Origin of the sequence: Companilactobacillus miaonis (assembly GCF_036913615.1) — a bacterium.
In the GTDB taxonomy this organism is placed as follows: domain Bacteria; phylum Bacillota; class Bacilli; order Lactobacillales; family Lactobacillaceae; genus Companilactobacillus.
This window is the reverse complement of record NZ_JAYKTX010000002.1, coordinates 1-23,376: the sequence shown is the minus strand read 5'-3', so window position 1 is coordinate 23,376 and position 23,376 is coordinate 1. Positions and strand designations below refer to the sequence as shown.

The window sequence follows — 23,376 nt, the reverse complement described above, 5'->3', positions numbered from 1 at the left end:
TACCAGTTGTATCAATTTCATGAGCTTTCAACCAAGCGGTAATTTCGGCTACCGTTTGAGAATTTGTTGGTTTTACATCGCCATTGGGATCAAAGGATTCTGTTTTGTCCCCATCTTCGCTTGATGGGGGATCTATTTTCCCGCCGTAACATTGGCCAAACGGAATGCTGAAGCTAACAGAATTTGATGATCAAACCATGCAGTCAATTGGAAATAATTAATGCCTTTATCGTAATCTTTCCATTGTTCGTACAATGTTTGAGCAATTTCGTAATTCAATTGAGCATACGTAAAGTTACCTACAACTGGTTCAGTTGCTAATTCATTGAAACGTACTGGATAACCAAGAATTTCTTCGGGTTTCTTACCGAACAAATCACCGCTATTATTTACCAATTCTTTAATCATAGACATGTAAGCAGGACGTGTCATATAAATCTTCATACCGTTTTGAAATCTGTCCTTAACGTCAGCAGCTGCATTAGTAATAGCATCAAAGGTAGATGAACCATCAATTGACTTGATTCCAACTTCTTTAGCATAGAAGCTCATATGTTCTTCACCAGCTTTAGGAGTCTTAGCAAATGCTACACGCTTTTCCTTAGCTGCTAAACCTGCTTGAAGTGCTGCGTTTGTGTATGCAACTAATGCTGAATCAGTACCTAATAGGATTGCTTCTGAAAGTGCGGCTTTAATCTTAGTTTTGAATCGTCCAAACGTAACTGTATCGCCTTTAGCTTTCAATTCTTTAGCAACTTCTTGATCGTTAACAAAATCATCATCATCAATTTGGAAACGTACACGTGGCAAAATCAAATTAGTAATACCTGATACAGTTTCATCTTGACGTAATGGATTATCATCTAATGGTTCAGCGATAATTTGATTTGACACAGTTACAGGTAGAAATGCTTGACCACCAGTACCATTGTCGCCAGTGCCGTTATCATCACCAAGAACTTGAAGAATTTCTTTAGATGGAGCTTCATTACGCATAACTGAGCGAATCAATTGAGCATATGCATGAGTCTTCTTTTCCTTTGGATCAATATTAATAAATCCCTTATTCTTATTCTTTTCAAGTTTTTCCCTTTTATCGACTTGAGCTTTCAAAAGATTGTAACGATTTTCAAGCCCGTCAGCCTTTTGACTAAGTGCATTTAAGTCCTTATCAGGAAATGATGGATTACCAGCTTTCATAGCAATTTCATCATTAACTTGTTGAAGCTCTTGACCTACTTGAGATAGGTTATCTTTCATTTGATATAGAGTTACTGTCATTACATTATTCCTCCTAATGTTTGTTCAATTTGTTTATTTTGATTTTTAGCTTTTTCAATTAGTTTCTTTCTCTCGTCAGAAATATCGTTGATTGGTTTGTTGTTAACTTGAGATGGCAAATTATGAAACATATCCTTGAATTTATCAGGAACAACACAAGCAACTGCTTTATTAGCTTCTAAGACTTCATCAGCAAGTCCATAATTGACTGCCTCTTCTGCCGTTAACCAAGTTTCATCATCCATTAATTGTTTTAAGGTATTCTCATCAATTTTGCCATCAGATTTAGATAAGTAAGTTGAAACTGAAGTTTCTCTGATTCGATCTAAATCATCAGCTTGTTTTCTGAGGTCCTTTGCATTTCCCATAACAAATGTCATTGGATTATGAATCATTAACATAGAATTTTCAGGCATATAAATAGTGTCACCACTCATAGCGATGACACTTGCAATTGAAGCCGCTAATCCGTCAACATAAACATTAACTTCAGCTTTATTTTGTTTTAACTGATTGAAAATTGAAATTCCTTCAAATACTGAACCACCTGGACTATTAATGTGTAAATTAATAGTTTTAACATTACCTAATTGCTTTAAAGCATCACGAAATGATGTTCCACTAGTTTCAGAGTCATAAAACTTATCAGCAACGATTTCACCATCAATATTAATGTCAGCTGTATCACTGCTTGTTTGGGTCATTTCCCAAAACTTTTTCGGTGTCTTCTGTTGCGGCATTCTTTGTCACCCCCTTTCTTTGTGTTGGATCCATATCAATTGGATATAGATCACCAGAAACAAATAATTTATCAGCAAATTCATCGCTGGATTCAGGCAAATCCTCCAAATCCAAAATATCATTAGTCGTGTATACACCGTTTCGTCTCATAATTTGATAGAAATTGGCACGTGCCTGCATATCACCACGAAGTAGTGAGTTCATATTGAACTTAAAATAACTACCTGCAGTTAATTCTTCAGTAGTTAAAAGTTTCTTTTCAAATTCTTGTTCATATTGCCGAACAATCGGCGTTAAAGTCATCTGAACGAATTGAGTCATTAATTGTTCATTAGAACTAAACGTTCCACCTGAACTAGCGTTTAAAAATTGAAGTGGAACATTAAAAGCATTAGCAATTCGCTTATCAGTAATGTCATCTTCAGTTTTTAAATCCGCTGAAACAAAATTTCTATCAATTGAATTAATTTCAACACCAGGTTCCTGGAAAAGAACACCGGCATTGGAATCATAATATTTTTTAAACATATCAATTACTTGTTGTTGCTTTTCTTCAGAAACGTTAGCTCCATACTTCAAAATAAAACTATCTTTTCGACTCATCTCACCTAGTGAGAATTCCTTAACAGCATTATCAAAATCTAATGCTCCCTTTAAGACATCAAGTGGAGAAATTCCGGCATATCTTGAGGCTCCTGTAATGTGTTTAACGTGAATAATATCCTGGTTAAATACATAAACATTTAGATTAAATAATGCTGAAGTGACATGATACCAAAGCGTATGATCATCCCTATTAATCATTGGTTCAACATCCAAAGGATTAATTGGAATCAAACTTTTAGGCGCATTATAAATACCTCTTTCAATGATTGCATAGCCATTACCGTAAGTGTTTCTATCGGTTTCAAGTCGATTGATAAAATCATATGAAGTCATATTCTCGTTGGGAACGTGTTTTAGTAAATTACTAACACTGTTATCCACTTCTTTTCGCTTCTGCAGTTCTTTTAACGGCAATGAAGCCAAAGTATTAGATAAACGTGTAATGACACTAAAGACGGTCTCATTAGTTTCTAGCGTATGCTGTTTTGAACCATTTAAGCTTTTTCCAAACCAATCAGTAAAATTAAAAGCCTTACCTGACCAGGGCTTTTTATTTGTTGAATTGGATTGGAACAATTGCTTGAACCTACTCATTAGGCCCATTTAATCACCTCCTAACTAATCAAACGATAAGAATTTAATATCACTGCCCTGTTTGCTAATCAATTTATTAATCACATCAACGTGGGCATCCAATAAAGCTGCAAAACCATCAATCTTTCTCGATAAGGTTTGCTTTTGTGGCATCCAATTATCATTACGATCTTTAATCAATTTGATGTTATTCAAATACCATCTAAACAATTTAGAATTGTTATAAATAACTTTGCCATCAAGCAGCAATTCTTTTAAGTTTTGCATTGGTCCACCAAGTGTCTTGAAACCTTGTCTAACCTCTTGAGTATCAAATCCATAATCAGTCATAGCTTTATTCAAAAGTAAGGCCTTAGCAGGGTCAAACATGACCTTAGTTATTTGATAGGTCTTACTCATATCTTTAAACCAATCCAAAACATACTCATACTTAACATAATCTCCAGGGATAATTTCTAGTTCACCAGATTTTTCCCAGGATTCAATTCTTTCCGGATTCTTATCTCGTTTATACCGAGCTTCTGGAACCCAGGTCTTTTCGAGTACAAAAATACCGCCGTCATCTAACGGAAACTCTAGACAAGCAGCGGTAAAATCTTCTGTTTCTGATAAATCATAACCACCAGTACACTCTCTTCCTTCCAATAATTTAAGGTTGAGAGTTTTATTATTCTTCAAAATTGTTTCTGTGGTTACAAAGCTAAGCTCATCCGTTTCACTAAAGATATTGAATTGTTTAGTAATCCAATCGGCTAATTCTTGTGGATTTTTACGGTCCTTTTTATAATCACTAATCATGTCAACCATTTCCATCAGACAAATATTTGGATTGGCTTTAACCCACATTTCCGGATCATTAGCTTCTTGTTTATCATCTAGTTTGGCCAAATAATAAAATGTTCGTTCATCAATATGATCATCATAATTTTTCAAACAATCTTGACCATTATCAACAAAATCCATTAATGGTCCATCTAAGACTGTTCCAGCGGTCGATATGTAAATAATTAATGGTTGTTTACGAGTACCACGAGAACGCTTCATAACATTAATTAGCTTGTAATCTTTGTACTCATGAATTTCATCAAAGACAGCAAAATGTAAGTTCTCGCCATCTTTATTAGTTTTCTCGGCAGACATAGGAACAATAGTACATTTTCGTTTAGGAAATCTAATTTCATTATTGTTAGCAACAAATCTATTAGACAAAAACGGTGATGCATCAATCATAGCTTTGGACTCATCAAACAGCTTATGAGCTTGCTTTTGAGCGTTAGCAAGGAAATATACATTGGCTCCTCGCTCTCCATCAAATCCAGTCATATAGTCAGCCAAACCAGATTCAAGAGTTGTTTTACCATTCTTACGACCAACAAATATTAAACCCTCACGAAATCTACGATAACCAGTATCACGATGAACCCAACCAAACATGCTACCAACAACAAAATGTTGCCATGGCTGTAGGACTAATTGACTAAAATCACCCTTTGATGGCTTACATTTAGATTCAATGAATCGAATTGGACGCCAGGCTTTTTCCTCATCAAATACCCAGGGGAAATCATCAGTACCTTGACGGTCTAAATCTTTTAGATGTCGTTCACATGATGCTACGACTTCTTTACTTGCAGGGATATCACCGTCAACAACCATTTTGGCGTAATAGTTGGTCAATAAAATAGGGCTAGGCTCTTTTAAATAAGCCCAACCCTCACGATCACTTCGATATTTATCCCACCACTTTGTAAGTTGCGTATAAGAATAATCTAAGATATTAGTCGAATTCGTCATCATCATCCCCTTCATTATCATCAGGCATATTAATTGCTAACGATGCTCTTGACCCTGGTGTCAATCCTAATTCATTTGCTAATTTATCCAGCAATTGAGCCGAATTACGTTTTTCACGAATAAATGGATTGACTCTGCCTTTCATCATGTAACCTTTCTGCTTTATTTTTCTATCAAATGAATGATAGTCAGCAAGCGTATCACAATAAAGAGCTAGGGTATTTACATCCCCGTTAGTCAAAAGTTGAGTAGGTTTCATCATTTCAACGATTCTACTAAATTCTTTAGCTCCTGTTTTAGTCAACCAAGATGGAGGAATCAACTTATCTCGTGGCAAGGTCAACTTGTCTTCATTTTTCTTTCGTTTATGTAATTCTTTTTTGGTAATGTTGTTTGGATTGCCTTCCATTAAATGAATCAATGAACTTTTTGCTGTTTGTGGCATAAGTTTCCTCCTTTCCACTCAACTAAAAAGCCGTAAACCATTGATACATAATGGTTTACAGCTGATGTGGAGAAATATTTTTTTGTTGAAAAACGAATTTATCGTGAAAATGGGACTACACCGTTGTCTGGGATTTCACCAGAATATTTTTTGAGGTAGGGGGGCTACCAAAATAATTTATCATCATCTTTGTTTGATGAAAATTTGAAAATATCAGAGCGTTTTTTAACCTTTGCTTCATGCTTGAAGTATTTCTTATTCCCAGACCCCTTCTCAGGATGTTCCTGATTATGATGTTCTAAGCAGATGACTTCTAAGTTATCTTGATCAAGTCTCTTGTCCCAGGCATCCCTTAAAGGAATGATATGGTGAACTGTTTTAGCTACTGTTATCTTTCCTTCACGTAAACAATCTTGACAAAGATAATGCTGTTGGATAAGTGTTGCTTGTCTAGCATCATGCCATGCCTTGGTATGATAGAACCTTATATACTTATCAGTCTGTCCAGACAATAGCGGCATCCCAATTAATCTTTGAGCCATCTTCAGGCTTGACCAATTTAAACTCTCTTGCCTTCAATGCACTCTCTAACGATGACTTACTAATAGTGATAGTAGAACGAATGAACTTACCATTGCTTGCTTCAGTTCTATCAGTCTTGAATGGTATACCATCAAGTCCTTGCATTGCTTGGTCATATTCATCTTGTGACATCAGTATTACTTTCTTCAAAAGAATCTACCTCCAATAAAAAAAGACTGCTATCAGCAATCTCTTAAACCTTTCTATGTATCAAGTCCCACATGACTCCCGTTTGAACACTAACGGCTTGACCGTATCGTTCATTCATAATATTAAAGTTGTGTTTATTAATCTTCATATCTTTAACTTTCATATCTCGAATGATTAAGTGATACATAACGTTGATCAATCCATATTCTAATTCTTCAGTAGTGACATCCCTATCAACATGAACTGATATAGTATCATCTTCCTTAGTAACATTTAATACTGTTTTCATCAAATCACCCTTTCAAATGCGAGCCTTGGGAATCGAACCCAAGTATTAATTAAGAAGTACCAAATCCATATTATGAAAGGAAGAATTTTTGCAACGATGTCCAGGGTCAAACAGTAGTTTTGAATAGTACCAACACTCGCAAAATGATGAGCGTTATCATAACTCATCAAAAAAAACTATCTATAACAATGAGGTCAAACTTTGCTCCTTTTCAGGTAGAGTAACCGAATCGCTACCTCTAATGTCTTTCGACAATATCAATATAACTCACTTCCGGTTCACTCGTCGTTCGGTCTTTGTTCGGTAAAAGTTCACTTTTTAAATTAAGTAAACTGCTTCCAACTAACCTCTTCGTAAACATGAAAATCTTGTGTCGATTGAAAAGCATCCGCAAACCAAAGTAATGCAATCTTTTTCTTGTTCTGATACTGTGTATGACCGTAATTGACATCCCTCTCAACTTCCCAATCTCTTCGATTTAAAATATATAATTCTTTTAAAATAACAGAATATTTACCAGGACAATTATTGATTGCTTTAACAGTAGCTATAACTTTAGGACGTGCTTCAAAGTGATCTACTATCTTATCCTCTAAACTATTTCTATAACTATTGCTGCTTCCCCCGACACCGCCAAAACTTGGGGACTGCACTTCAAGCATCGAATAACCAGCTTGCATTACTAATCTTGGAAAATCTTCTTTTAAGTATTCTTTGACATTATCCTGAGTTTTTGATTCATTGATACGTGGTAATAAACTCATAAGTAACAGCCCCTCGTGTGATATAATGGATTTGCTAAAAAACAACACATCACCACGAAAGACATCTACCAATTTGAGTAGGTGTCTTTTTTGCTGCTATTGAATTAACAATCACTCTCGTTCTTTTTGATCAACCGGGATAGCTAGATATTTAAGTTTTGGATTCATTTTATTAATATCTTCCATTGTGTATTTAGTCCCTTCGTTAGAGTCACTACTAAAAGCTATAGGACTTGTTCCAACTGATGTATTAAGATAAAAATTTTGATTATTTATTTTGAAATTAATCACATAAAGCAACTCAGTACTAAATATTGCCCTACCATCATATAAATCAGCAATATCCGCCCAAAAAGTAGAATTTCCTTTGTTATCATCCGCATATCTACCTAAGATTCCTCTTGAATTTATGACTGAATCGTAAACTTTATAAAAAGAAGTTGCCTTACTGAGAATTTCTTGTAATTCTACATGTGATGCCAAATCGAAACTATCTATTGTCTTCATTAGTAAATCCCTCCAATGCCATAATCAATGTGTGTCTAAGTGTTTTAAAGTTAAATTGCTTATTGCCTGCTGCCTTTGAAATAACGTCATTAAAATGTTCTTGTGTGGGTCTGTGTAGCAAGCTATTAACAAAAACATATTTTTTACCTGGAATAATTGAGTGTTTTGAATAGAATTCCTGTTGATCATTGCGTAATTGATTAAAACGGTCTGCTAAAGAATCAGAGATATTTACTTTTCTTCTACCGGTCTTGCCAACAACATCAATACATTTATTATCAAGATCAATATCTTGCCACTCTAGATTAATAATTTCAGAGAACCTCATAGATGTTTCTAGTTCTAATGCAAGTTCCAATCCTGTAATTCGGTTAATATTTCCATGATTGGCATAATCTATAACATCCCTTAACTCATCTTTTGTTAAAACATTTACTTTTTTCAATTCGTCCATCGTTAAATTCCTCCATGTATGATTAGTCTTAATTTCTTCCAAAACGAGAATGGTTCTTTGATTTCATATACAACTCTTGCAGTTACACGATTCAATAAATTTTCATCAGAATCAATCGAAATGATTTTCGCATTTGTCTTTGAAGCCCAATACTTTATTTTATTCATCAACATTGGATGATTTCTGGCTTCAAATATTTTTGTCTGTCTCATCTTCTGGCCTATTTATTCCCTTCAATCAATGTTTTATTTTCGAACTCGGATTTTACATCCCCAGACTTTTGATAAATATTTGCCTTAAACCTCACATTATCTTCACTTTGAATAAATTGACCTTCTGGGAATTCTTTTAACGATAAGGTATAAATTCTTGGATCACCATTCAAAATGAAACTTACTTTACTGCCACTAATGTTTAATCTATAAACTTTCCCTTCAATATTTGTGGTTTTTCCTTTGCCTGTTGGAATAGCGGTTGAAGAACCAAATAATGAACGATATTTAACTAAAGTGCTTTTTGCATCATTACCTACAGCAACTGTGCTCTGTGTGCCATTACCACTTGCTAACAAATATACATAGCTCATAAATGCACCATTATCATCTAGCATTGAAACAATCCATGTAGGCTTGCCATCAATCATATATAGCAACGGCATACTAGATTTCCATTGAGTTTGTTTCATTCTATTCTCTGCTAAACTAGATGCCCTTTCTGGAGTCATTGCATCATTCTTTTCGCGATAGTAGTAAGTTTTTCCATTAGCTGCATTAACATACATATAACCTAAAACAGAAGTTTGTTTAGAATTCGTACTTGTCATTGAAGCAAAATAATAAATATGCTTATTGAACAACACAGGTGTTAATTGTTGATCTGTTCCTTCAGTACCAGCCTTGTTAACCGACTTAATGACTCCCTCTCTGGAACCGCCTATACCATAAGCATTCCACCAACCATTTCTTTCTTGTCCCCAAGCTTTAATTTGCCAACTTGATATAGTTGGATCAACTGCAATGTCTAACCATTCAGGTTTATCTTTTAAACTATAAATTTTAACGTTATCATTTTCAGCGTCTAATACTGCTACTTTCTTATCTTGAAAATTAGGTCTATTTGAAATTCCAATTCTCTTATACAGAGTAGAAATATAATAAGGTTTTCCATTATCATCGATTTCTAATTGTGGAGTATTCTCATCCATACTGTAGCTACTACCTGCAACTTCTGAATAGATTCTTCTATATGCATCATGTCCAAAATATGCTGATGGCGTATATCTCATTTCCCTCTTTACAAATCTTGGCTTAGCATTCTTTGAAGTTGCATCAACAATGAAATAGCCATCTACCTTTTTATAATGTCTATATCTAAAATATGACCCATCAAAATCAAGTGGAGCCACATAAACCATCTTTCCACGATATGTCTGTACCCTCAGGTGATCCACATCATAAACATTTGAATTAGGAACATTTGATAAAGAATTTTGAATTTGTGCCTTAACTGTTTTCACAGAATTGGCAACAGCGACTTCTTTGTTCTTGCTACTTATAACTGGCATCGGTGCTTTGCTAACTTGTTGGCTCACTTTGGTCTCAACTGTATTTGCCGAACTTTTTGTTGATCCTAATCTAATAAAGGATATAAATAATCCAAAGATTATAAGTAAAACTAAGGCAAAAATGACACTTGTTAGTGATATATCCTTTGAATCAAAATTATTGTTTTGAATGTTAAAGAGAACAATATTTACACTCAAAGAAATTATCAACGATACTAAGTTATATGTAACTATCGAAACAAAATATTGATTTGGAACTAACATGAATATTATTAAGTAAGCTGCAAGAATCAATATTCCATTAACAACTGTATTTATAATGGCAGATACATAATCTTTCTTAAAAATACTGTATCCTATAGTCCCAATAGCTGGTATTAGTCCAGCAAAGATAAATATGAAAGTTATCCTAAAAAATAAAAGTCCCATAATAATATCTCCCTAAAATTTATTTCAGTTTGCATATTCATTAAGAATATTCTCAATATCATACGTTGCTTCCAGCGCATCTTGATAACGATCCTCGTCATCATCAAAGACTGAATGATCTTCAAAATATTCAATGATCGCTTCTCTTTGTTTATTATTCATTATGCAATCACCGTCACATGATTAGATTTAATTTCATCGTCTAAATTATCGGCAAGATATTCTTTAATCCCACGCATAGCCTCATTCTTCCAAGCACCACCATCAGCTTCAAATAATGCTGCCTCCATACCTTCACGCATTCTGAAAATGAAATTACTACTAGGTTGAGGAACTTCAATAAAAGTTCTATATGGTCTCAGTGAAACCGGATTTGGAACCTTTACTTCAGCAACACTAGCTACACCCGATTTAATTTGAACTGATTGACTTACACCATCATCTTCACTCGAGTGAACCGTTTGTTCTTTTAAGTTTCCGATGACTTTCAAAATTACATCTCTATCCGGTGTCTGAACAAAACGGGCTTGAAGTGCAATATTTAACGATTCAGCATCATAATATTCATCAAAATCAAAGCTAGGAATCATTGCTTCTGCATTGATCAATCCCTCACGTCTACCAAACACATCTAATGCCCCAAACACTTGCACCTTTGTTGGTGATAGAACCTGAATGAATAACTTGCTATCCTTTCTCTCATCCATGTTCTTAATCATTCCAACGATTCCAGAAAGGGTTGATACACTAACCCGATTCTTACTTTGATTTTGAGGGATGACTAATTTTGGTTCCCCATAATTATCGAAAGTATAGGTCTGATCATTAATTTGAACGAGTCTATCTTTGCTATTGGCCTTTTCAGCCATTTCTTGAATCTTCTCAATTGCCTCAGAAGTTAAATCTGCCATTTCTATCACCTATGCCTTATTTGTATTTTGTTTTTGTAAATCAATTACTCGAGCAGCCTTTTTTGAACTACCTTTTTCCTTTTTGTCTTCGACATCTTCAACTTTTTCACCAGTATCGGTACGAACATCCCCATTTTCATCGAAATAAGTTTGTCCTTTGGCCCCAGATTTAAGCTCATTGGCTTCGATTGAGCCTGTATTGGAGTTTCTACCAACAAGTAATGTAGTTGATACTCCATCTTGTGGAACGAGCTTAGACTTAACTTCAGAGTAAACTGAGATAGCATCTCTGTTGTCATTTGGAAGATATGTCAATGTGATTGTCACAGTACGTTTTTTCTTCGCATCGGTATTTGGATCCAAGATATTTTCAGCAACCTTTTTTAACTCTTGTTCAAATTTTTCTTGTACTCCACCATCCGACATCGTGGATAAATTGAAATTGATTAACTTTTTTGTCATGTGTTTAACCTCTTTGTTTAATAATCAAATTCGACATAATTTATATTTATTTGCTAACTCGTCATCCTTTAAAACTCCAAGAATGATTTCATTTTTTATATCATCGTCTAATTCTCTATCGGCCCGTTGAAATGACCTTGGTGTTTTATAAAAATTTCTATGAATATAAAGAATTGCACGAATGATATTGTGAGATTCATCTACAAATCTCTCTCTAACAAAATCCCTGTAAATATCCTGGTAATTCATATCATTCACACCACCTTATTTAAAATGGCAAATCATCATCTGAAATATCAATTGGTTTTGAATTGTTATAGAATGGATCGCCCATTTTGTCATTTTGCTGTTTTGGTGAAATAGAACCGCTGTTTGACTTGTCTATTTCGTTATTTTGGGATTTTGGAGAAATAGGCTTGCTATTTTGCTGACGAATTTGAGCTTCTTGTTTTGATTCAAGCAATGAGAATCTATCCGCAACGACATCTGTTCGATAAATTCTTTGACCTTGCTGATTCTCATAAGAACTAGTCTGAATTCTTCCCTCAAGTCCAATAAGTGAACCCTTGTTAGCATATTTAGCTAGATTTTCCGCTGACTTACGCCATAGTTGGCAGCCAATGAAGTCAGCCTCACGTTCTCCTTTTGAGTTTGTAAATGTTCTGTTTAAAGCCAATTGGAAATTAACAAAGGCAACCCCATTGCCACCTTGTGTATATTGAATTTCCGGGTCCTTAGTCAGTCGTCCAACTAGTACTACGTTATTAATCATTTCTTACGACCTCTATCTCGTAATTTTTCTAACTTGTTTAAAAGCTCATCTTGATTTGAATGAATAGACTTCGATTGATTTTCTGGTGCATCCCAATCAGTCGATTGCTCTTTATTCAATTTGTGGTTGTTATGGCTGGAATCTTTCTTAGCTGGTTTAGAATTCAAATAGCTTTCAAACTTTGGTCCAAATAATGTCTCTGGTCTTAAATACAAATTCATATCCGTGTCTAACCAATCCTTTGTTTTCAAATTTATGACATGTTCGAAATCCTTATATCTAAATCCTTCTTTCCAGCGTTGATTAATCAGACGTTTAGTCTTCGATGTTGAGTACTTGAAGTTCTTATTTGTTTTTTTATTTAGGTATTTGATTATGGATTGATAAGGAGGCACATTGTCGGGTTGCCCGACATTATATGTATTACTATTATGTATTACTAAACCTGTATTACTCTCCTCACAATTTTCTAAGTAGGGGGTTTTAATATTTTTAGTAGGTTCGTCAAATTTATTAACTACCCCACTAAATTTATTAACTGGGTAAATTTCTCTTTTTAAAACTTGTTTTGGATTGTCAGGTGCATAGAATAATTTAATTTTGATATATCCTTTTTCTTTCAAATCTGATACTAACTGTGATGCCCTTGAAGGTGTTATACGCAAAAATTTAGCGAAATGCTTATTGCTTGCAAAACATCCCTTTTCACTGCTTGAAAGACTATCAATTTCAACGTAGAGCAACATCTGCATCTTATTAAGATTCTCATCTAACCAAATTTCTTTAGGGATCCAAACCCCTTTAAAGTCTCTAATTAATTCTTCAGTCATGTGTATCACCTTTATTCCCTTTAATCTAAAGGCGCTGTATAATTAACATGTTGGGATGTTAGTTATACAAACGTCCAGAAGATGCTTATGTCCTGCCAGACAATTACATCTTCGTTGCCTTTCTCTTTTTGAGAAGGGCTTTTTTCTTTTGTTCAAAGTCAGGATCACAGCAAATGTAGCTTCCAAATAGGTCAAAATAATCCTGTACAAGTGAATTCTCATAAAAAGGTCTAAGTATAAACCCCATTAAGAAAAACAGCACTGGGACCCAAATAATGGGTGGAATTGATATCGTCAATTTGATAACCTCCTAAAATGTAAAAACATAATCATTAATATCTTCGCCACTTGGACGATATGAAACTTTAGCTCTCATTAGGTTCTCAACTGCTTCACTAGATAAAGGCTGACTAAATGACATTGTTGTTGAATGTTTTCCTAATGAAATTGCCATTCCGATTTTCTTTGCTAATTCAGAATATTGATAATCTTCTTTTAACTTTGGTATGTATTCTTCTAATTGTGCTAAATCATTCATCGTCATAATTCCTCACTTATTTTTAAATTAAAGATTCGATTCATATTTCTTCTGCAAAACTTAGCAAATCCGTTGTAATCAAACTTGTAGGCTTGTCCATTAAACGGATAGTAAACTGGACCACCGTTATCAGAATCAAGCTGTTCTTGAAAATCTGGATCATGAATAATGGCTCTTAACCTAGTTGTTCCAATCCTGGATAATTTTGCTGTTTCGGTAAATGTCGTATAAATCTTTTCAGGTTTGTCAGGCGCAATCTTTTTATCCACAGCTTTTTGAACAAGAGTTTCTAATTCCTCAGCTGTAATCTTTGCAAGCATCTCCATATCAATCACCACCTTCCAATTCAATTTTTCTGGTTAAAACAGTTACAAACCAATCATCAGCAACCAAATCATCAAACGTAGGTTTCCAGCCTGAATAAGTTTTCTTAATACCGTACGGAACAAGCTCACAGGAACCACGTTTTCCAGGTATTACAATTAACCTAGGCCCTGGTATCGAATCAGAGACCCACGATTCACGTGCTACTCCTTTGAAGCCCCTATTTCTTATATTTTTTGTTTCCTCATCACGCTTTCGTGATTCCAACACTGCTGATCTAATATCCATAAGTTATTATTGAATCCCTTTCAAAAATTTATTAACAAAGTACGTTTGGCCCTTACCTGTAACCTTTGGAGTTCTTGTAACTCTGACAGAACCATCGGGATTGTTATAAGTTCGTTCTTTAATTTCAAATATCTTCAAATCCATTGATTTTTGAGTGGGTAGATTCCTGTCTGAACGATTTCCAGATATCAAGTAACCATTTGAACGCATCCACTTGAATAATCTCCCAGCGCCGATATCAACACCATTTTGGCTAATCAATTTAGCCAGTTCACCAACTAATATGCTTGAATCACTCGTTTCAACAGCATTGGCAAATAAAACTTTTGGTTTCATCTGTTCGATTCTGTCTTGTTGATCTGCAGCTAATCTCAATGCTTCTGACATTGATGTTGGAACGTTAAAACCACCATTTTGAATTTGTTGTTCCATCTTATTAAAGGCATCGATGTATTCGAGTTTGAACTTAATTGCCTTCTTACCAGAAAATCCCATGGCAAGTAATGAGAATCCATCTTTCGTCATATAAAATATCCGGTATTTTTGTTTATTCTGGGGATGCGTATATTGACCCTCATAAAATAGGTCTGCGAAATTTTGCGCAACCCCTTTTTTTAAGTCATCAACTGCCTTCAAAACATCCCTATGATTTTTATCAAATATCTTTGCTACTTGAAGGCTGCTTGTAACAGGCTTGTCATTTTTTATAGTTACTAATTTATTAATCAAATTTTGCCTCCTTTCACGTTATAATTTTCTTAGATCAAAATAATCGAGGTGAAAATAATGAATATTAAACAGGTTCAAACATTCGTTTACTCATACAATTGGACAAATGTGTGCTCCAATAACCAAAAAGAAATTGATCAAACAAAACTACTTTTTGAATCTGATCACAGAATATTCACAGCAAATTGGTTGGATAGAATGAACATCGAATCATATACAAATCTCAATATCAAACTCTCGAATAAATTTAATCCTTTACATTCAAGAGATTCACTATCTGATCTATTAGAAGATATCCCTTCCTTATTCAAAAAATTAGAGGATTTCTCTATTACTAATGAATACGATTTTGATAAGACTGATATAACCAACGTTACTTTCTTAGAACCCGCATGTTCCAAGACATTTGGCCTTTACATCTTCAAAAAACCTATTGAGATTGTCGGTCTTATTTAATTTTAAAATTTGGTGTGAAGTGTGATAATTCCTCCAAATCCTTTTGAAGTACAGCATTGTCATGCTGTGCTTTTTTTAATAGTCTTTTAAATTCGTCACCATTAGTCATTACAAAATCCATTGTTAAAGCTCCATTAATAGAATTTAGTAGTTCAAAAGTTTCTTCATCCATGATCACTATTCACCTCTCGTTAAATATTTTTTGTTGTTATTTTATTTTTAGTTTCTTTTTCCTTTGGACGTAAATTTCGTACTTTTTACCTAAAAAAATATCATCAAATTTAACATTAAATACACTCATATATTTTTTTAAAATAGGGGTCGGTAAATTGCTGGAATCTGTTTCATACTTGCTAAGTGTCTTAGCCGAAATTTCTAACATTTTAGCCATTTCTTCTTGTGAGATATCAACTTCTTTTCTCAATTCTTCAATTGTTTTAATAATACTCACCTCCATTGCAAGTTAAATTTTAGTCCGCATTTTTCGTATTGTCAATATAAAGATTCACATTTTACGTACATCAATATTGTAAGCACGCAATGTACGTACTATAATGTGTGCATGAGGTAAAATAATATGACAGATAATACGGATACTATTACAAGACGTAAAATAATATCCGAGAATATCAGAAAACAATTGAATATACACAGAATGAAACAAATCGATTTAGCCAAAAAAGCTGGCATTTCAAAAAGTGCTTTAAGTGATTACTTAAACCTTAGATCAGCACCCTCATTTGGTGTTATTCAAAAAATTGCTGATGTTTTCGGTGTTAAGAAAACAGATATTGATTCAACATTTAAAGATGACAATAATAGTGTCATTCATTTAGCAAATTCAAACTCCTATAATTATTTTAATGCTGGACTTTCAGCTGGAGTACTAATGGAAGTTGACCCTTTTACTAGGGATGATACTGAACAAATCGTTTTATCAGATGTAATCATGGGTAAATATGCTGGCGATAAGGACATATTTATATCTCATGTAAATGGAGAATCCATGAATAGAGTCATCCCTAATGAATCATTAATTGCTATTAAGAAATTCCAATCAATCAATGACTTAACTAATGGTGACATCGTTGTATTTCAAGATGGTGGAGATATGTCCATTAAGAGATTCTATAACGATCCAAATAGTAAAATCATTACCTTTAGTCCAGATTCATACGATGTATCTTTTAGACCAATAAACTATCGATATGAAGATTTTGGCAGCGTTAAAATTGTTGGCAAGGTTGTCGTATATACGGTTGAAGTTTAGAAAATAATTATAATTAATATGCATATGGAGTCTTTATTATGAGTGAAGATATAAAAAGAATATTCTCATCTAATTTAAAAGAATATATGAAGATAAATAGTGAAAATGCCACGAAATTATCTAACTCTTTAAATTTTTCTTACTCAACTGTTTCTGATTGGATTAATGGTAATAAAATGCCAAGATCCAAATCTCTTCAAATCTTAGCTGAACACTATAAATTAAGTACGACTGACTTGCTAAAGCAAAAAAATGTACGAAGTAATAATGAATACCATCCCTCAAACAATACAAAAATAATTGAAAAATTAATTACGACTCAAATCACTGGTGATCAATTAGATAGTATTTTAAGTTTTATTGATTTTACAACTAGAAATAATACAGGAAATGGAGACTCAAAAAAATGAAAAATGTATACACCGATTCAGATTATATGACTTTTAAAGATTTTTTAGCACGACTTAGAAAAGATATAGATGATCCAGACTTTTTTGCGTTTGATTTGAAGGTTCCAGAAAATGAAGAACAATATCAAGATATGTTAAAAATGTGTAAATATTTAAAGGGAAATAATTAAGGACGGTGTTTTTCAATGGCTGAAGAAAAATATGATATTAGAGAAATAATGTTAGCAAATGCGGGAAATGCATTTATTAACAAACAGGTCCCTTTTGGTGACGATTCATATTTGGGTGAAGATGCTGTCCAAATCGGATTTAATTTAATTGATTTGGTTGAACAATTAGACAGGGAATTTAGTTACAAAAAGAAAAAATAATATTTGGGGTTAATTATTATGGGGATGTTTACAAATAATCAAAAAAATAGTGCTGAAGATATTTATATAAAGAATGTTAAGCCATTGATCAAGCATGATGGCATGACCCATGTAATTATGATTAATAGTTTTAGCAAATGGATCAATCAAATATTTGGTGCTGAAGATAAATACACGACTCAGATTGACTCAATACTCACTAACATGCAAAACGATGGTTGTGAAATTTTGGATATTAAATTTAATTCGTTAAAAAATCAGGGAATGTTCAAAGATATGGAAGGATTCCATACCCTAATTACTTACAAATAATCCTTATTGTCCAAATACTGATGACATTAAAAGCTGACATACTTATAGGGGGAAACCATGAATAAATATTCAAAGATTTTATTAACCAGTATCGCTGCAGTAACCTTATCTACTACTTTTCTAGAGACACCGGGATTAAATATCAATCCAACGCAAGAAATTGTCGTTTCTGCTAAAGCTAAACAAGCAACTTTGGTTCCTGGAACTTATAAAGTTGGATCAGAAATCAAGCCTGGAAGATATAGCATTACATCTTCAGATGGTTCAAGTGGTAATATTTCTTCCACTCCTAAAAAGAGTCTCCATGGGGATGGTATTAACGAGATTCTTGGAAGTGATCCTACAATGGCACAGGTTCCTTCTGTAAATGCTACTTTACGTAAAGGCGATAAGGTCAAAATCGAAGGACTAACTTCTGCAACTTTTACACCAGTTAAGAAAAGACATAAGAAAAATAAATCTTCTTTAACTACTGGCTTTTGGATTGTTGGTAAAGATATTAAGAAAGGTAAATATACCGTTACCCCAGCAGAAGGTCAAAGCGGTAATTTTGTCGTTATTCCTAAGAGTGCCTTCGGTGATTCAACTAACGAAGTATTAGGCGATGATACAGATATGTCACAAGTACCTAAAGTTAATGTCAATCTACATAAGGGCGACAAAGTTGAAGTATCAGGTATGACACAAGTCAGCTTTGCTAAGAGATAAAATAATTATGATTTAACAGAATAATCATTGAACAAACGTTCGTGAAATAAATAAGTCTCACGTAGGCTTATTTATTTTTACCCAAAATCAAGAACGAGGAGAAATTTCATGAAAAAAAGAGCAAAAAAAATAACCGTTAACTCCACTTGAGCTAACGGAAATTATAGAAAGGAGAAACCAAAATGCGAAGTAATGAAGAAATTCTCAATATTATCATCCAAGCTCGCAAGCAAATTGGAATGTCAGTTAATGAACTTGCTGAAACAAGTGGAATAGCTAAGTCATCCCTATCTAGATATGAGAATGGCAAAAGAATACTCCCTTTAGATGTCATTGAGACTCTTTGTAAAATTTTATCTTTATCCCCTGCTTTTGTTTTGGGTTTTACTAACAATCAACACGAAGTCCCTGGAACAAATCAAAACGGCTTTAGTGATTCTTACGATTATTTCGAGGATATAAATTCAAAAAACGCAAAGCCTATTATACTTGCCGACCTTTTAACAGGCAGTTATGCCGGAGATAAAAGCGTATTTGTTTCAAAGGCTACCAATGATTCAATGAATAAAATCTTTCCTCATGGATCATTACTAATGATTAAAAGAGTTCGTTCACGTCTCGAATTGAACGATACAGACATTGTTGTTGCTGAGCTTGATAAAAGCATCGTTATCAATCGTTATTTCTATGATTCAAAAGGTAAAACGACGATTCTAATTCCTGATTCAAACGACCCAAGGCTTAAACCACAAAGTTTCAACAACGATGACAAATTAAAAATAATTGGTAAAGTCATTGCTTACGTTGTTAAAACAAAATAATTCTAAGGAGGATAAGCCATGGCACAATATTTTAAAAATCCAAAGACTGGTAAATATGGATTTAGAATATTTTATAACGACAAAAATGGCAAAAGAAGATCTATTCAAAAAACAATCTTCAAACGTCAGTCAGATGCCCGAAAATATGCCGAGAAATTAGAAAATCGAGTAAATGAAACTGATATAGAAAAGGCTGAGACTATTACTTTTGCCAAGTACTTTTCTGAATGGATGTATGCTTACAAAATTGGCAGATACACTAAGAGTACCGACAATAAATACATCAATGCTCAAAAGTTCATCGAGAATTATTTTAAAGACACTCTTCTTAAAAATATTTCAAAGATGGATTACCAAGGCTTCATTGACGATTACGCCAAAGACCACGTTAAGGAAAGTATCGAACGTTTAAATGGATATATCCAAAGTTGCATTGCTGAAGCAATCGATGAGGAATTAATCCATCGTAATTTTACTAGAAATTTGGTTATAACAACTAACAAGAAAAGCAAACCTGCTGATCTAAAGTATCTTGAATTAGATGTAGCCTCAAGGCTAAAAGAAATGGCTCTCAAGGACGAAAGTATCTTTAATATATCAGCATACGAAATAGTATTTGCACTCGATACGGGAGCTAGATATGCTGAAATAGCCGGTATGACTTGGGATAACATTGATCTAGATAATAATACAATTTATATTAAGAGAACTTATGACTACAAAGAACGAACTGGATTTCTGCCTACCAAAACCGAAAGTTCAGTTCGTGAATTAGCCATTTCAGATAACCTTAAACGTTCTCTCAAGAAACTACAATTGCAACAAAGAAAACTATTTCTTCGTCAGGGATTCGATAATAAACATAAATTTGTATTCATGAATAATAGGCATCAAATTCCAAGTGATTCAGCAGCTAATAAAGTACTAAGGAATTACCTTAAATCAATTGATACTCAAAATTATAAGTCAAAAGGTTTGAATGACAAAGAGATCGAAAAGAAAATACATTCAAAGGTAAAAAAGAATGAGTATATTGGAATGCATGGGTTAAGACACACACATGCCTCTTACCTATTTTCCCAGGGACTTTCTCTTGAATATGTCTCCCAACGTCTAGGACACTCAAATATTGGGATAACAAGTAAAATCTATGTCCATATTCTTAAAGATTATAAGGAGCGTGAAGATGTCAAAGCTATGGAAGTTTTGGAGAATTTATAGTGTTCCCATTTGGGAGCAGTGTGCAAAACGGTGTGCAGGAGACCCAAAAATGTGCAGAATTGTGCACCTACCCTATAAACTTCATATTAGCTTTTGAAAACAAAAAAAAGCTCAAACCATTGATTTAACAACAATTTGAGCTAACTGATATTTGGTTTAAAAAAGGTTTTAAAAACCATCCAATACCGGTGATCGGGGTCGAACCGATACTCCTTATACAGGAACGGGATTTTGAATCCCGCGCGTCTGCCAATTCCGCCACACCGGCATTTCATTATTTGAATACTTAGGCATCGGCCAAAGGCGGTAACCGGATTTGAACCGGTGATGAAGGTTTTGCAGACCTCTGCCTTACCACTTGGCTATACCGCCATATTCATTTTTAAAACAATTGGGTTAGCTGGATTCGAACCAGCGCATGATGGAGTCAAAGTCCATTGCCTTACCGCTTGGCTATAACCCAATAAAATAGGCGGTATGTGAGAATCGAACTCACGTGTGTCGGTACCACAAACCGATGTGTTAACCACTTCACCAATACCGCCATGATAAAAGGTAGAAACAGGGATAGTAGGAATTGAACCCACACCGACGGTTTTGGAGACCGTAGTTCTACCTTTAAACTATATCCCTAATATGGAGGGGAGTGGATTCGAACCACCGAACCCGAAGGAGCGGATTTACAGTCCGCCGCGTTTAGCCAGACTTCGCTACCCCTCCAAAATGGCGCGGGACGGAATCGAACCGCCGACACATGCAGCTTCAATGCATTGCTCTACCGACTGAGCTACCGAGCCATTAACGGTCCCTGCGGGAATCGAACCCGCGATCTCCTGCGTGACAGGCAGGCGTCCTAACCAACTAGACCAAGGAACCAAATTTTAAAACTAATTGCGGGAGCAGGATTTGAACCTACGACCTTCGGGTTATGAGCCCGACGAGCTACCAGACTGCTCCATCCCGCGATAATAAAAATATATGCTACCCACTAAGGAGGATGTGGGATTCGAACCCACGCGCCGCTTTCGCGACCTGACGGTTTTCAAGACCGTTCCCTTAAGCCGGACTTGGGTAATCCTCCATTGCTTAAAACGTAAAACTATTTAATTATTGGTGACTAGCACCAATGACCCGTACGGGATTTGAACCCATGTTACCGCCGTGAAAGGGCGGTGTCTTAACCACTTGACCAACGGGTCATATAAAAACGGAGAAGGAGGGATTTGAACCCTCGCGCCGCGTTAGCGACCTACACCCTTAGCAGGGGCGCCTCTTCAGCCACTTGAGTACTTCTCCAGACATAGTGGGCCTAAATGGACTTGAACCATCGACCTCACGCTTATCAGGCGTGCGCTCTAAACCAGCTGAGCTATAGGCCCATAACAGTGGCAAAGCGGGTGACGAGAATCGAACTCGCGACAACAGCTTGGAAGGCTGTGGTTTTACCACTAAACTACACCCGCATAAACCTTGCGACATCATTTTAATAGATAAATCTATTAACGGTCCCTGCGGGAATCGAACCCGCGATCTCCTGCGTGACAGGCAGGCGTCCTAACCAACTAGACCAAGGAACCAAATATTTTTAAAACCAATTGCGGGAGCAGGATTTGAACCTACGACCTTCGGGTTATGAGCCCGACGAGCTACCAGACTGCTCCATCCCGCGATAATAATAAACATCATAAATGGGGTCCTTATAGATGGACCCTGTAGGACTCGAACCTACGACCGAGCGGTTATGAGCCGCCTGCTCTAACCAACTGAGCTAAAGGTCCGGAAGAATAGCGGCGAAGGGGATCGAACCCCCGACCTCCCGGGTATGAACCGGACGCTCTAGCCAGCTGAGCTACACCGCCATAAAACATGTCGTACAGAAAACAACTTTCGTTGCTATCGGGAAGACAGGATTCGAACCTGCGACCCCCTGGTCCCAAACCAGGTGCTCTACCAAGCTGAGCCACTTCCCGAGGATTAATACTTTTGGAGCAATGCACCTAGTAGGAGTCGAACCTACAACCTTCTGATTCGTAGTCAGACACTCTATCCAATTGCGCTATAGGTGCATATTCATTATAGTGCCGAGGACCGGAATCGAACCGGTACGGTAATTACTTACCGCAGGATTTTAAGTCCTGTGCGTCTGCCAGTTCCGCCACCCCGGCGTTACTATAATGAAAGCGGAAGACGGGATTCGAACCCGCGACCCCCACCATGGCAAGGTGATGTTCTACCACTGAACTACTTCCGCATTATGCCGACTAGAGGATTCGAACCTCCGACCCCCTGTTTACAAGACAGATGCTCTGCCAGCTGAGCTAAGTCGGCATAAAATACGTAACTTTCATATTATACTGAATGTTTCCCAATATTGCAACAACAATATTGAATACGGGTGAAAGGACTTGAACCTTCATGTCCACTGGACACTAGAACCTAAATCTAGCGCGTCTGCCAATTCCGCCACACCCGCATGGTGTGTTATATATGTTGCAAATGAGCCGTGACAGGTTCGAACTGTCGACCCTCTGATTAAAAGTCAGATGCTCTACCAACTGAGCTAACGGCTCATGATGAATGGAGGATACAGGGATCGAACCTGTGACCTCCTGCTTGTAAGGCAGATGCTCTCCCAGCTGAGCTAATCCTCCATCATGAAACAGCGTAGCGACTATCTATCCTCGCGGGTAGTTTCCCACCAACTACTTTCGACGTGAAGAAGCTTAACTTCTGTGTTCGGCATGGGAACAGGT

At 35.5% G+C, this 23,376-nt stretch carries 34 protein-coding genes, 26 tRNA genes and 1 rRNA gene; 9 read left to right on the top strand and 52 right to left on the bottom strand.

Going from position 1 to position 23,376, the window contains the following annotated elements; genetic code table 11:
- Positions 1 to 132 precede the first annotated feature (132 nt).
- From U8521_RS01655 to U8521_RS01545, 23 genes are all read right to left on the bottom strand, one after another.
- On the bottom strand, positions 133 to 1,281 hold the full coding sequence (locus tag U8521_RS01655) for a phage major capsid protein (RefSeq protein ID WP_334351648.1): 1,149 nt from the start codon (positions 1,279 to 1,281) through the stop codon (positions 133 to 135).
- The gene (locus tag U8521_RS01650; protein WP_334351647.1) at positions 1,281 to 2,021 is read right to left on the bottom strand and encodes a head maturation protease, ClpP-related; all 741 of its coding nucleotides are present in this window, start codon (positions 2,019 to 2,021) and stop codon (positions 1,281 to 1,283) included. The genes U8521_RS01655 and U8521_RS01650 overlap by 1 nt, the downstream gene beginning before the upstream one ends.
- Positions 1,966 to 3,231: a phage portal protein gene (locus tag U8521_RS01645; RefSeq protein WP_334351646.1), complete on the bottom strand. Its 1,266-nt coding sequence runs from the start codon at positions 3,229 to 3,231 to the stop codon at positions 1,966 to 1,968. The genes U8521_RS01650 and U8521_RS01645 overlap by 56 nt, the downstream gene beginning before the upstream one ends.
- A gap of 15 nt (positions 3,232 to 3,246) precedes the next feature.
- Complete coding sequence (locus U8521_RS01640; RefSeq protein ID WP_442886110.1) at positions 3,247 to 5,016, bottom strand: terminase large subunit; 1,770 nt, start codon at positions 5,014 to 5,016, stop codon at positions 3,247 to 3,249.
- Entirely contained in the window at positions 5,000 to 5,461 is a 462-nt protein-coding gene (locus U8521_RS01635; RefSeq protein WP_334351644.1) for a phage terminase small subunit P27 family, read from the bottom strand. The genes U8521_RS01640 and U8521_RS01635 overlap by 17 nt, the downstream gene beginning before the upstream one ends.
- Positions 5,462 to 5,625: 164 nt before the next feature.
- Complete coding sequence (locus tag U8521_RS01630) at positions 5,626 to 5,973, bottom strand: HNH endonuclease (RefSeq protein WP_334351643.1); 348 nt, start codon at positions 5,971 to 5,973, stop codon at positions 5,626 to 5,628.
- On the bottom strand, positions 5,957 to 6,193 hold the full coding sequence (locus U8521_RS01625; RefSeq protein ID WP_334351642.1) for a hypothetical protein: 237 nt from the start codon (positions 6,191 to 6,193) through the stop codon (positions 5,957 to 5,959). Before U8521_RS01625 ends, U8521_RS01630 begins: the two co-directional genes overlap by 17 nt.
- A gap of 43 nt (positions 6,194 to 6,236) precedes the next feature.
- Positions 6,237 to 6,482 carry a hypothetical protein gene (locus tag U8521_RS01620; protein WP_334351640.1) on the bottom strand — a complete coding sequence of 82 codons (246 nt, stop codon included), beginning with the start codon at positions 6,480 to 6,482 and terminating at the stop codon, positions 6,237 to 6,239.
- 323 nt (positions 6,483 to 6,805) lie between these two features.
- Positions 6,806 to 7,246 (bottom strand): ArpU family phage packaging/lysis transcriptional regulator, encoded by a 441-nt coding sequence (locus U8521_RS01615; protein ID WP_334351639.1) that lies wholly within the window; start codon positions 7,244 to 7,246, stop codon positions 6,806 to 6,808.
- Between the two features lie 111 nt (positions 7,247 to 7,357).
- Positions 7,358 to 7,753, bottom strand: coding sequence for a hypothetical protein (locus tag U8521_RS01610; protein ID WP_334351638.1), 396 nt, complete (start codon positions 7,751 to 7,753; stop codon positions 7,358 to 7,360).
- Positions 7,737 to 8,207, bottom strand: coding sequence for a tyrosine-type recombinase/integrase (locus tag U8521_RS01605; RefSeq protein WP_334351637.1), 471 nt, complete (start codon positions 8,205 to 8,207; stop codon positions 7,737 to 7,739). Before U8521_RS01605 ends, U8521_RS01610 begins: the two co-directional genes overlap by 17 nt.
- A 2-nt stretch (positions 8,208 to 8,209) precedes the next feature.
- Positions 8,210 to 8,419: a hypothetical protein gene (locus U8521_RS01600; protein ID WP_334351636.1), complete on the bottom strand. Its 210-nt coding sequence runs from the start codon at positions 8,417 to 8,419 to the stop codon at positions 8,210 to 8,212.
- 8 nt (positions 8,420 to 8,427) lie between these two features.
- A complete protein-coding gene (locus U8521_RS01595; RefSeq protein WP_334351635.1) occupies positions 8,428 to 10,200 on the bottom strand; it encodes a hypothetical protein in 1,773 nt (590 codons plus the stop codon).
- Between the two features lie 24 nt (positions 10,201 to 10,224).
- Complete coding sequence (locus tag U8521_RS01590) at positions 10,225 to 10,362, bottom strand: hypothetical protein (RefSeq protein WP_334351634.1); 138 nt, start codon at positions 10,360 to 10,362, stop codon at positions 10,225 to 10,227.
- Positions 10,362 to 11,111 (bottom strand): hypothetical protein, encoded by a 750-nt coding sequence (locus U8521_RS01585; RefSeq protein WP_334351633.1) that lies wholly within the window; start codon positions 11,109 to 11,111, stop codon positions 10,362 to 10,364. The genes U8521_RS01590 and U8521_RS01585 overlap by 1 nt, the downstream gene beginning before the upstream one ends.
- A 9-nt stretch (positions 11,112 to 11,120) precedes the next feature.
- Positions 11,121 to 11,573 (bottom strand): replication terminator protein, encoded by a 453-nt coding sequence (locus U8521_RS01580; RefSeq protein WP_334351632.1) that lies wholly within the window; start codon positions 11,571 to 11,573, stop codon positions 11,121 to 11,123.
- 24 nt (positions 11,574 to 11,597) lie between these two features.
- The gene (locus U8521_RS01575) at positions 11,598 to 11,822 is read right to left on the bottom strand and encodes a hypothetical protein (RefSeq protein WP_334351631.1); all 225 of its coding nucleotides are present in this window, start codon (positions 11,820 to 11,822) and stop codon (positions 11,598 to 11,600) included.
- A gap of 19 nt (positions 11,823 to 11,841) precedes the next feature.
- Positions 11,842 to 12,345, bottom strand: a complete 504-nt coding sequence (gene ssb, locus U8521_RS01570) for a single-stranded DNA-binding protein (protein ID WP_334351630.1) — start codon at positions 12,343 to 12,345, stop codon at positions 11,842 to 11,844.
- A complete protein-coding gene (locus U8521_RS01565) occupies positions 12,342 to 13,175 on the bottom strand; it encodes a conserved phage C-terminal domain-containing protein (RefSeq protein ID WP_334351629.1) in 834 nt (277 codons plus the stop codon). Before U8521_RS01565 ends, ssb begins: the two co-directional genes overlap by 4 nt.
- Before the next feature lie 310 nt (positions 13,176 to 13,485).
- Positions 13,486 to 13,719 (bottom strand): hypothetical protein, encoded by a 234-nt coding sequence (locus tag U8521_RS01560; RefSeq protein WP_334351628.1) that lies wholly within the window; start codon positions 13,717 to 13,719, stop codon positions 13,486 to 13,488.
- Entirely contained in the window at positions 13,716 to 14,039 is a 324-nt protein-coding gene (locus tag U8521_RS01555; RefSeq protein ID WP_334351627.1) for a DUF771 domain-containing protein, read from the bottom strand. The genes U8521_RS01560 and U8521_RS01555 overlap by 4 nt, the downstream gene beginning before the upstream one ends.
- Position 14,040: 1 nt before the next feature.
- The gene (locus tag U8521_RS01550) at positions 14,041 to 14,325 is read right to left on the bottom strand and encodes a hypothetical protein (RefSeq protein WP_334351626.1); all 285 of its coding nucleotides are present in this window, start codon (positions 14,323 to 14,325) and stop codon (positions 14,041 to 14,043) included.
- A 6-nt stretch (positions 14,326 to 14,331) separates the two neighbouring features.
- Positions 14,332 to 15,051, bottom strand: a complete 720-nt coding sequence (locus U8521_RS01545; protein ID WP_334351808.1) for a phage antirepressor KilAC domain-containing protein — start codon at positions 15,049 to 15,051, stop codon at positions 14,332 to 14,334.
- A gap of 60 nt (positions 15,052 to 15,111) precedes the next feature.
- On the opposite strand from U8521_RS01545, the gene U8521_RS01540 reads away from it, so the two are divergent.
- Positions 15,112 to 15,510 carry a hypothetical protein gene (locus U8521_RS01540; protein WP_334351625.1) on the top strand — a complete coding sequence of 133 codons (399 nt, stop codon included), beginning with the start codon at positions 15,112 to 15,114 and terminating at the stop codon, positions 15,508 to 15,510.
- Here U8521_RS01540 and U8521_RS01535 read toward each other — a convergent pair.
- Complete coding sequence (locus U8521_RS01535; protein WP_334351624.1) at positions 15,503 to 15,682, bottom strand: hypothetical protein; 180 nt, start codon at positions 15,680 to 15,682, stop codon at positions 15,503 to 15,505. The two genes, U8521_RS01540 and U8521_RS01535, sit on opposite strands and share 8 nt — an antisense overlap.
- A 36-nt stretch (positions 15,683 to 15,718) precedes the next feature.
- Positions 15,719 to 15,967, bottom strand: a complete 249-nt coding sequence (locus U8521_RS01530; protein ID WP_442886106.1) for a helix-turn-helix transcriptional regulator — start codon at positions 15,965 to 15,967, stop codon at positions 15,719 to 15,721.
- A 120-nt stretch (positions 15,968 to 16,087) separates the two neighbouring features.
- Here U8521_RS01530 and U8521_RS01525 point away from each other — a divergent pair, with 120 nt between their 5' ends.
- From U8521_RS01525 to U8521_RS01490, 8 genes are all read left to right on the top strand, one after another.
- A complete protein-coding gene (locus tag U8521_RS01525; RefSeq protein WP_334351622.1) occupies positions 16,088 to 16,780 on the top strand; it encodes a LexA family transcriptional regulator in 693 nt (230 codons plus the stop codon).
- Between the two features lie 38 nt (positions 16,781 to 16,818).
- On the top strand, positions 16,819 to 17,190 hold the full coding sequence (locus U8521_RS01520) for a helix-turn-helix domain-containing protein (RefSeq protein WP_334351621.1): 372 nt from the start codon (positions 16,819 to 16,821) through the stop codon (positions 17,188 to 17,190).
- Entirely contained in the window at positions 17,187 to 17,360 is a 174-nt protein-coding gene (locus U8521_RS01515) for a hypothetical protein (RefSeq protein ID WP_334351620.1), read from the top strand. Before U8521_RS01520 ends, U8521_RS01515 begins: the two co-directional genes overlap by 4 nt.
- 15 nt (positions 17,361 to 17,375) lie before the next feature.
- Entirely contained in the window at positions 17,376 to 17,561 is a 186-nt protein-coding gene (locus U8521_RS01510; protein ID WP_334351619.1) for a hypothetical protein, read from the top strand.
- Positions 17,562 to 17,579: 18 nt separating this feature from the next.
- Positions 17,580 to 17,873, top strand: a complete 294-nt coding sequence (locus U8521_RS01505) for a hypothetical protein (RefSeq protein WP_334351618.1) — start codon at positions 17,580 to 17,582, stop codon at positions 17,871 to 17,873.
- Between the two features lie 57 nt (positions 17,874 to 17,930).
- Complete coding sequence (locus U8521_RS01500) at positions 17,931 to 18,581, top strand: hypothetical protein (RefSeq protein ID WP_334351617.1); 651 nt, start codon at positions 17,931 to 17,933, stop codon at positions 18,579 to 18,581.
- Between the two features lie 182 nt (positions 18,582 to 18,763).
- Complete coding sequence (locus U8521_RS01495; protein ID WP_334351616.1) at positions 18,764 to 19,402, top strand: helix-turn-helix domain-containing protein; 639 nt, start codon at positions 18,764 to 18,766, stop codon at positions 19,400 to 19,402.
- Positions 19,403 to 19,420: 18 nt separating this feature from the next.
- On the top strand, positions 19,421 to 20,623 hold the full coding sequence (locus U8521_RS01490; protein ID WP_334351615.1) for a tyrosine-type recombinase/integrase: 1,203 nt from the start codon (positions 19,421 to 19,423) through the stop codon (positions 20,621 to 20,623).
- Between the two features lie 183 nt (positions 20,624 to 20,806).
- On the opposite strand, the gene U8521_RS01485 is transcribed toward U8521_RS01490, so the two are convergent.
- The 27 genes from U8521_RS01485 to rrf form a co-directional block, all read right to left on the bottom strand.
- Positions 20,807 to 20,891, bottom strand: a tRNA-Leu gene (locus tag U8521_RS01485).
- 33 nt (positions 20,892 to 20,924) lie between these two features.
- Positions 20,925 to 20,995, bottom strand: a tRNA-Cys gene (locus tag U8521_RS01480).
- A gap of 19 nt (positions 20,996 to 21,014) precedes the next feature.
- Positions 21,015 to 21,086 (bottom strand) — tRNA-Gln (locus U8521_RS01475).
- An 8-nt stretch (positions 21,087 to 21,094) separates the two neighbouring features.
- Positions 21,095 to 21,167: transfer RNA gene (locus U8521_RS01470), tRNA-His, on the bottom strand.
- Between the two features lie 18 nt (positions 21,168 to 21,185).
- Positions 21,186 to 21,256 (bottom strand) — tRNA-Trp (locus U8521_RS01465).
- A 4-nt stretch (positions 21,257 to 21,260) separates the two neighbouring features.
- Positions 21,261 to 21,343, bottom strand: a tRNA-Tyr gene (locus tag U8521_RS01460).
- 4 nt (positions 21,344 to 21,347) lie between these two features.
- Positions 21,348 to 21,420: transfer RNA gene (locus tag U8521_RS01455), tRNA-Phe, on the bottom strand.
- Between the two features lie 5 nt (positions 21,421 to 21,425).
- A tRNA-Asp gene (locus U8521_RS01450) sits at positions 21,426 to 21,499 on the bottom strand.
- Positions 21,500 to 21,514: 15 nt separating this feature from the next.
- Positions 21,515 to 21,588: transfer RNA gene (locus U8521_RS01445), tRNA-Met, on the bottom strand.
- 26 nt (positions 21,589 to 21,614) lie between these two features.
- Positions 21,615 to 21,704: transfer RNA gene (locus tag U8521_RS01440), tRNA-Ser, on the bottom strand.
- A 46-nt stretch (positions 21,705 to 21,750) separates the two neighbouring features.
- Positions 21,751 to 21,822: transfer RNA gene (locus U8521_RS01435), tRNA-Glu, on the bottom strand.
- A gap of 9 nt (positions 21,823 to 21,831) precedes the next feature.
- Positions 21,832 to 21,919, bottom strand: a tRNA-Ser gene (locus U8521_RS01430).
- An 8-nt stretch (positions 21,920 to 21,927) separates the two neighbouring features.
- Positions 21,928 to 22,002 (bottom strand) — tRNA-Ile (locus U8521_RS01425).
- 13 nt (positions 22,003 to 22,015) lie between these two features.
- A tRNA-Gly gene (locus U8521_RS01420) sits at positions 22,016 to 22,086 on the bottom strand.
- A gap of 40 nt (positions 22,087 to 22,126) precedes the next feature.
- Positions 22,127 to 22,200: transfer RNA gene (locus U8521_RS01415), tRNA-Asp, on the bottom strand.
- Between the two features lie 18 nt (positions 22,201 to 22,218).
- A tRNA-Met gene (locus U8521_RS01410) sits at positions 22,219 to 22,292 on the bottom strand.
- Between the two features lie 35 nt (positions 22,293 to 22,327).
- Positions 22,328 to 22,401 (bottom strand) — tRNA-Ile (locus tag U8521_RS01405).
- A 7-nt stretch (positions 22,402 to 22,408) separates the two neighbouring features.
- Positions 22,409 to 22,482 (bottom strand) — tRNA-Met (locus U8521_RS01400).
- A gap of 37 nt (positions 22,483 to 22,519) precedes the next feature.
- Positions 22,520 to 22,593: transfer RNA gene (locus tag U8521_RS01395), tRNA-Pro, on the bottom strand.
- A 22-nt stretch (positions 22,594 to 22,615) separates the two neighbouring features.
- Positions 22,616 to 22,689, bottom strand: a tRNA-Arg gene (locus tag U8521_RS01390).
- 13 nt (positions 22,690 to 22,702) lie between these two features.
- A tRNA-Leu gene (locus U8521_RS01385) sits at positions 22,703 to 22,788 on the bottom strand.
- Positions 22,789 to 22,802: 14 nt separating this feature from the next.
- A tRNA-Gly gene (locus tag U8521_RS01380) sits at positions 22,803 to 22,874 on the bottom strand.
- Between the two features lie 4 nt (positions 22,875 to 22,878).
- A tRNA-Thr gene (locus tag U8521_RS01375) sits at positions 22,879 to 22,951 on the bottom strand.
- A 62-nt stretch (positions 22,952 to 23,013) separates the two neighbouring features.
- Positions 23,014 to 23,096, bottom strand: a tRNA-Leu gene (locus U8521_RS01370).
- A 24-nt stretch (positions 23,097 to 23,120) separates the two neighbouring features.
- Positions 23,121 to 23,193: transfer RNA gene (locus tag U8521_RS01365), tRNA-Lys, on the bottom strand.
- 8 nt (positions 23,194 to 23,201) lie between these two features.
- Positions 23,202 to 23,274, bottom strand: a tRNA-Val gene (locus tag U8521_RS01360).
- Positions 23,275 to 23,285: 11 nt separating this feature from the next.
- Positions 23,286 to 23,376: ribosomal RNA gene (gene rrf, locus U8521_RS01355) — 5S ribosomal RNA — on the bottom strand; the annotation flags it as partial.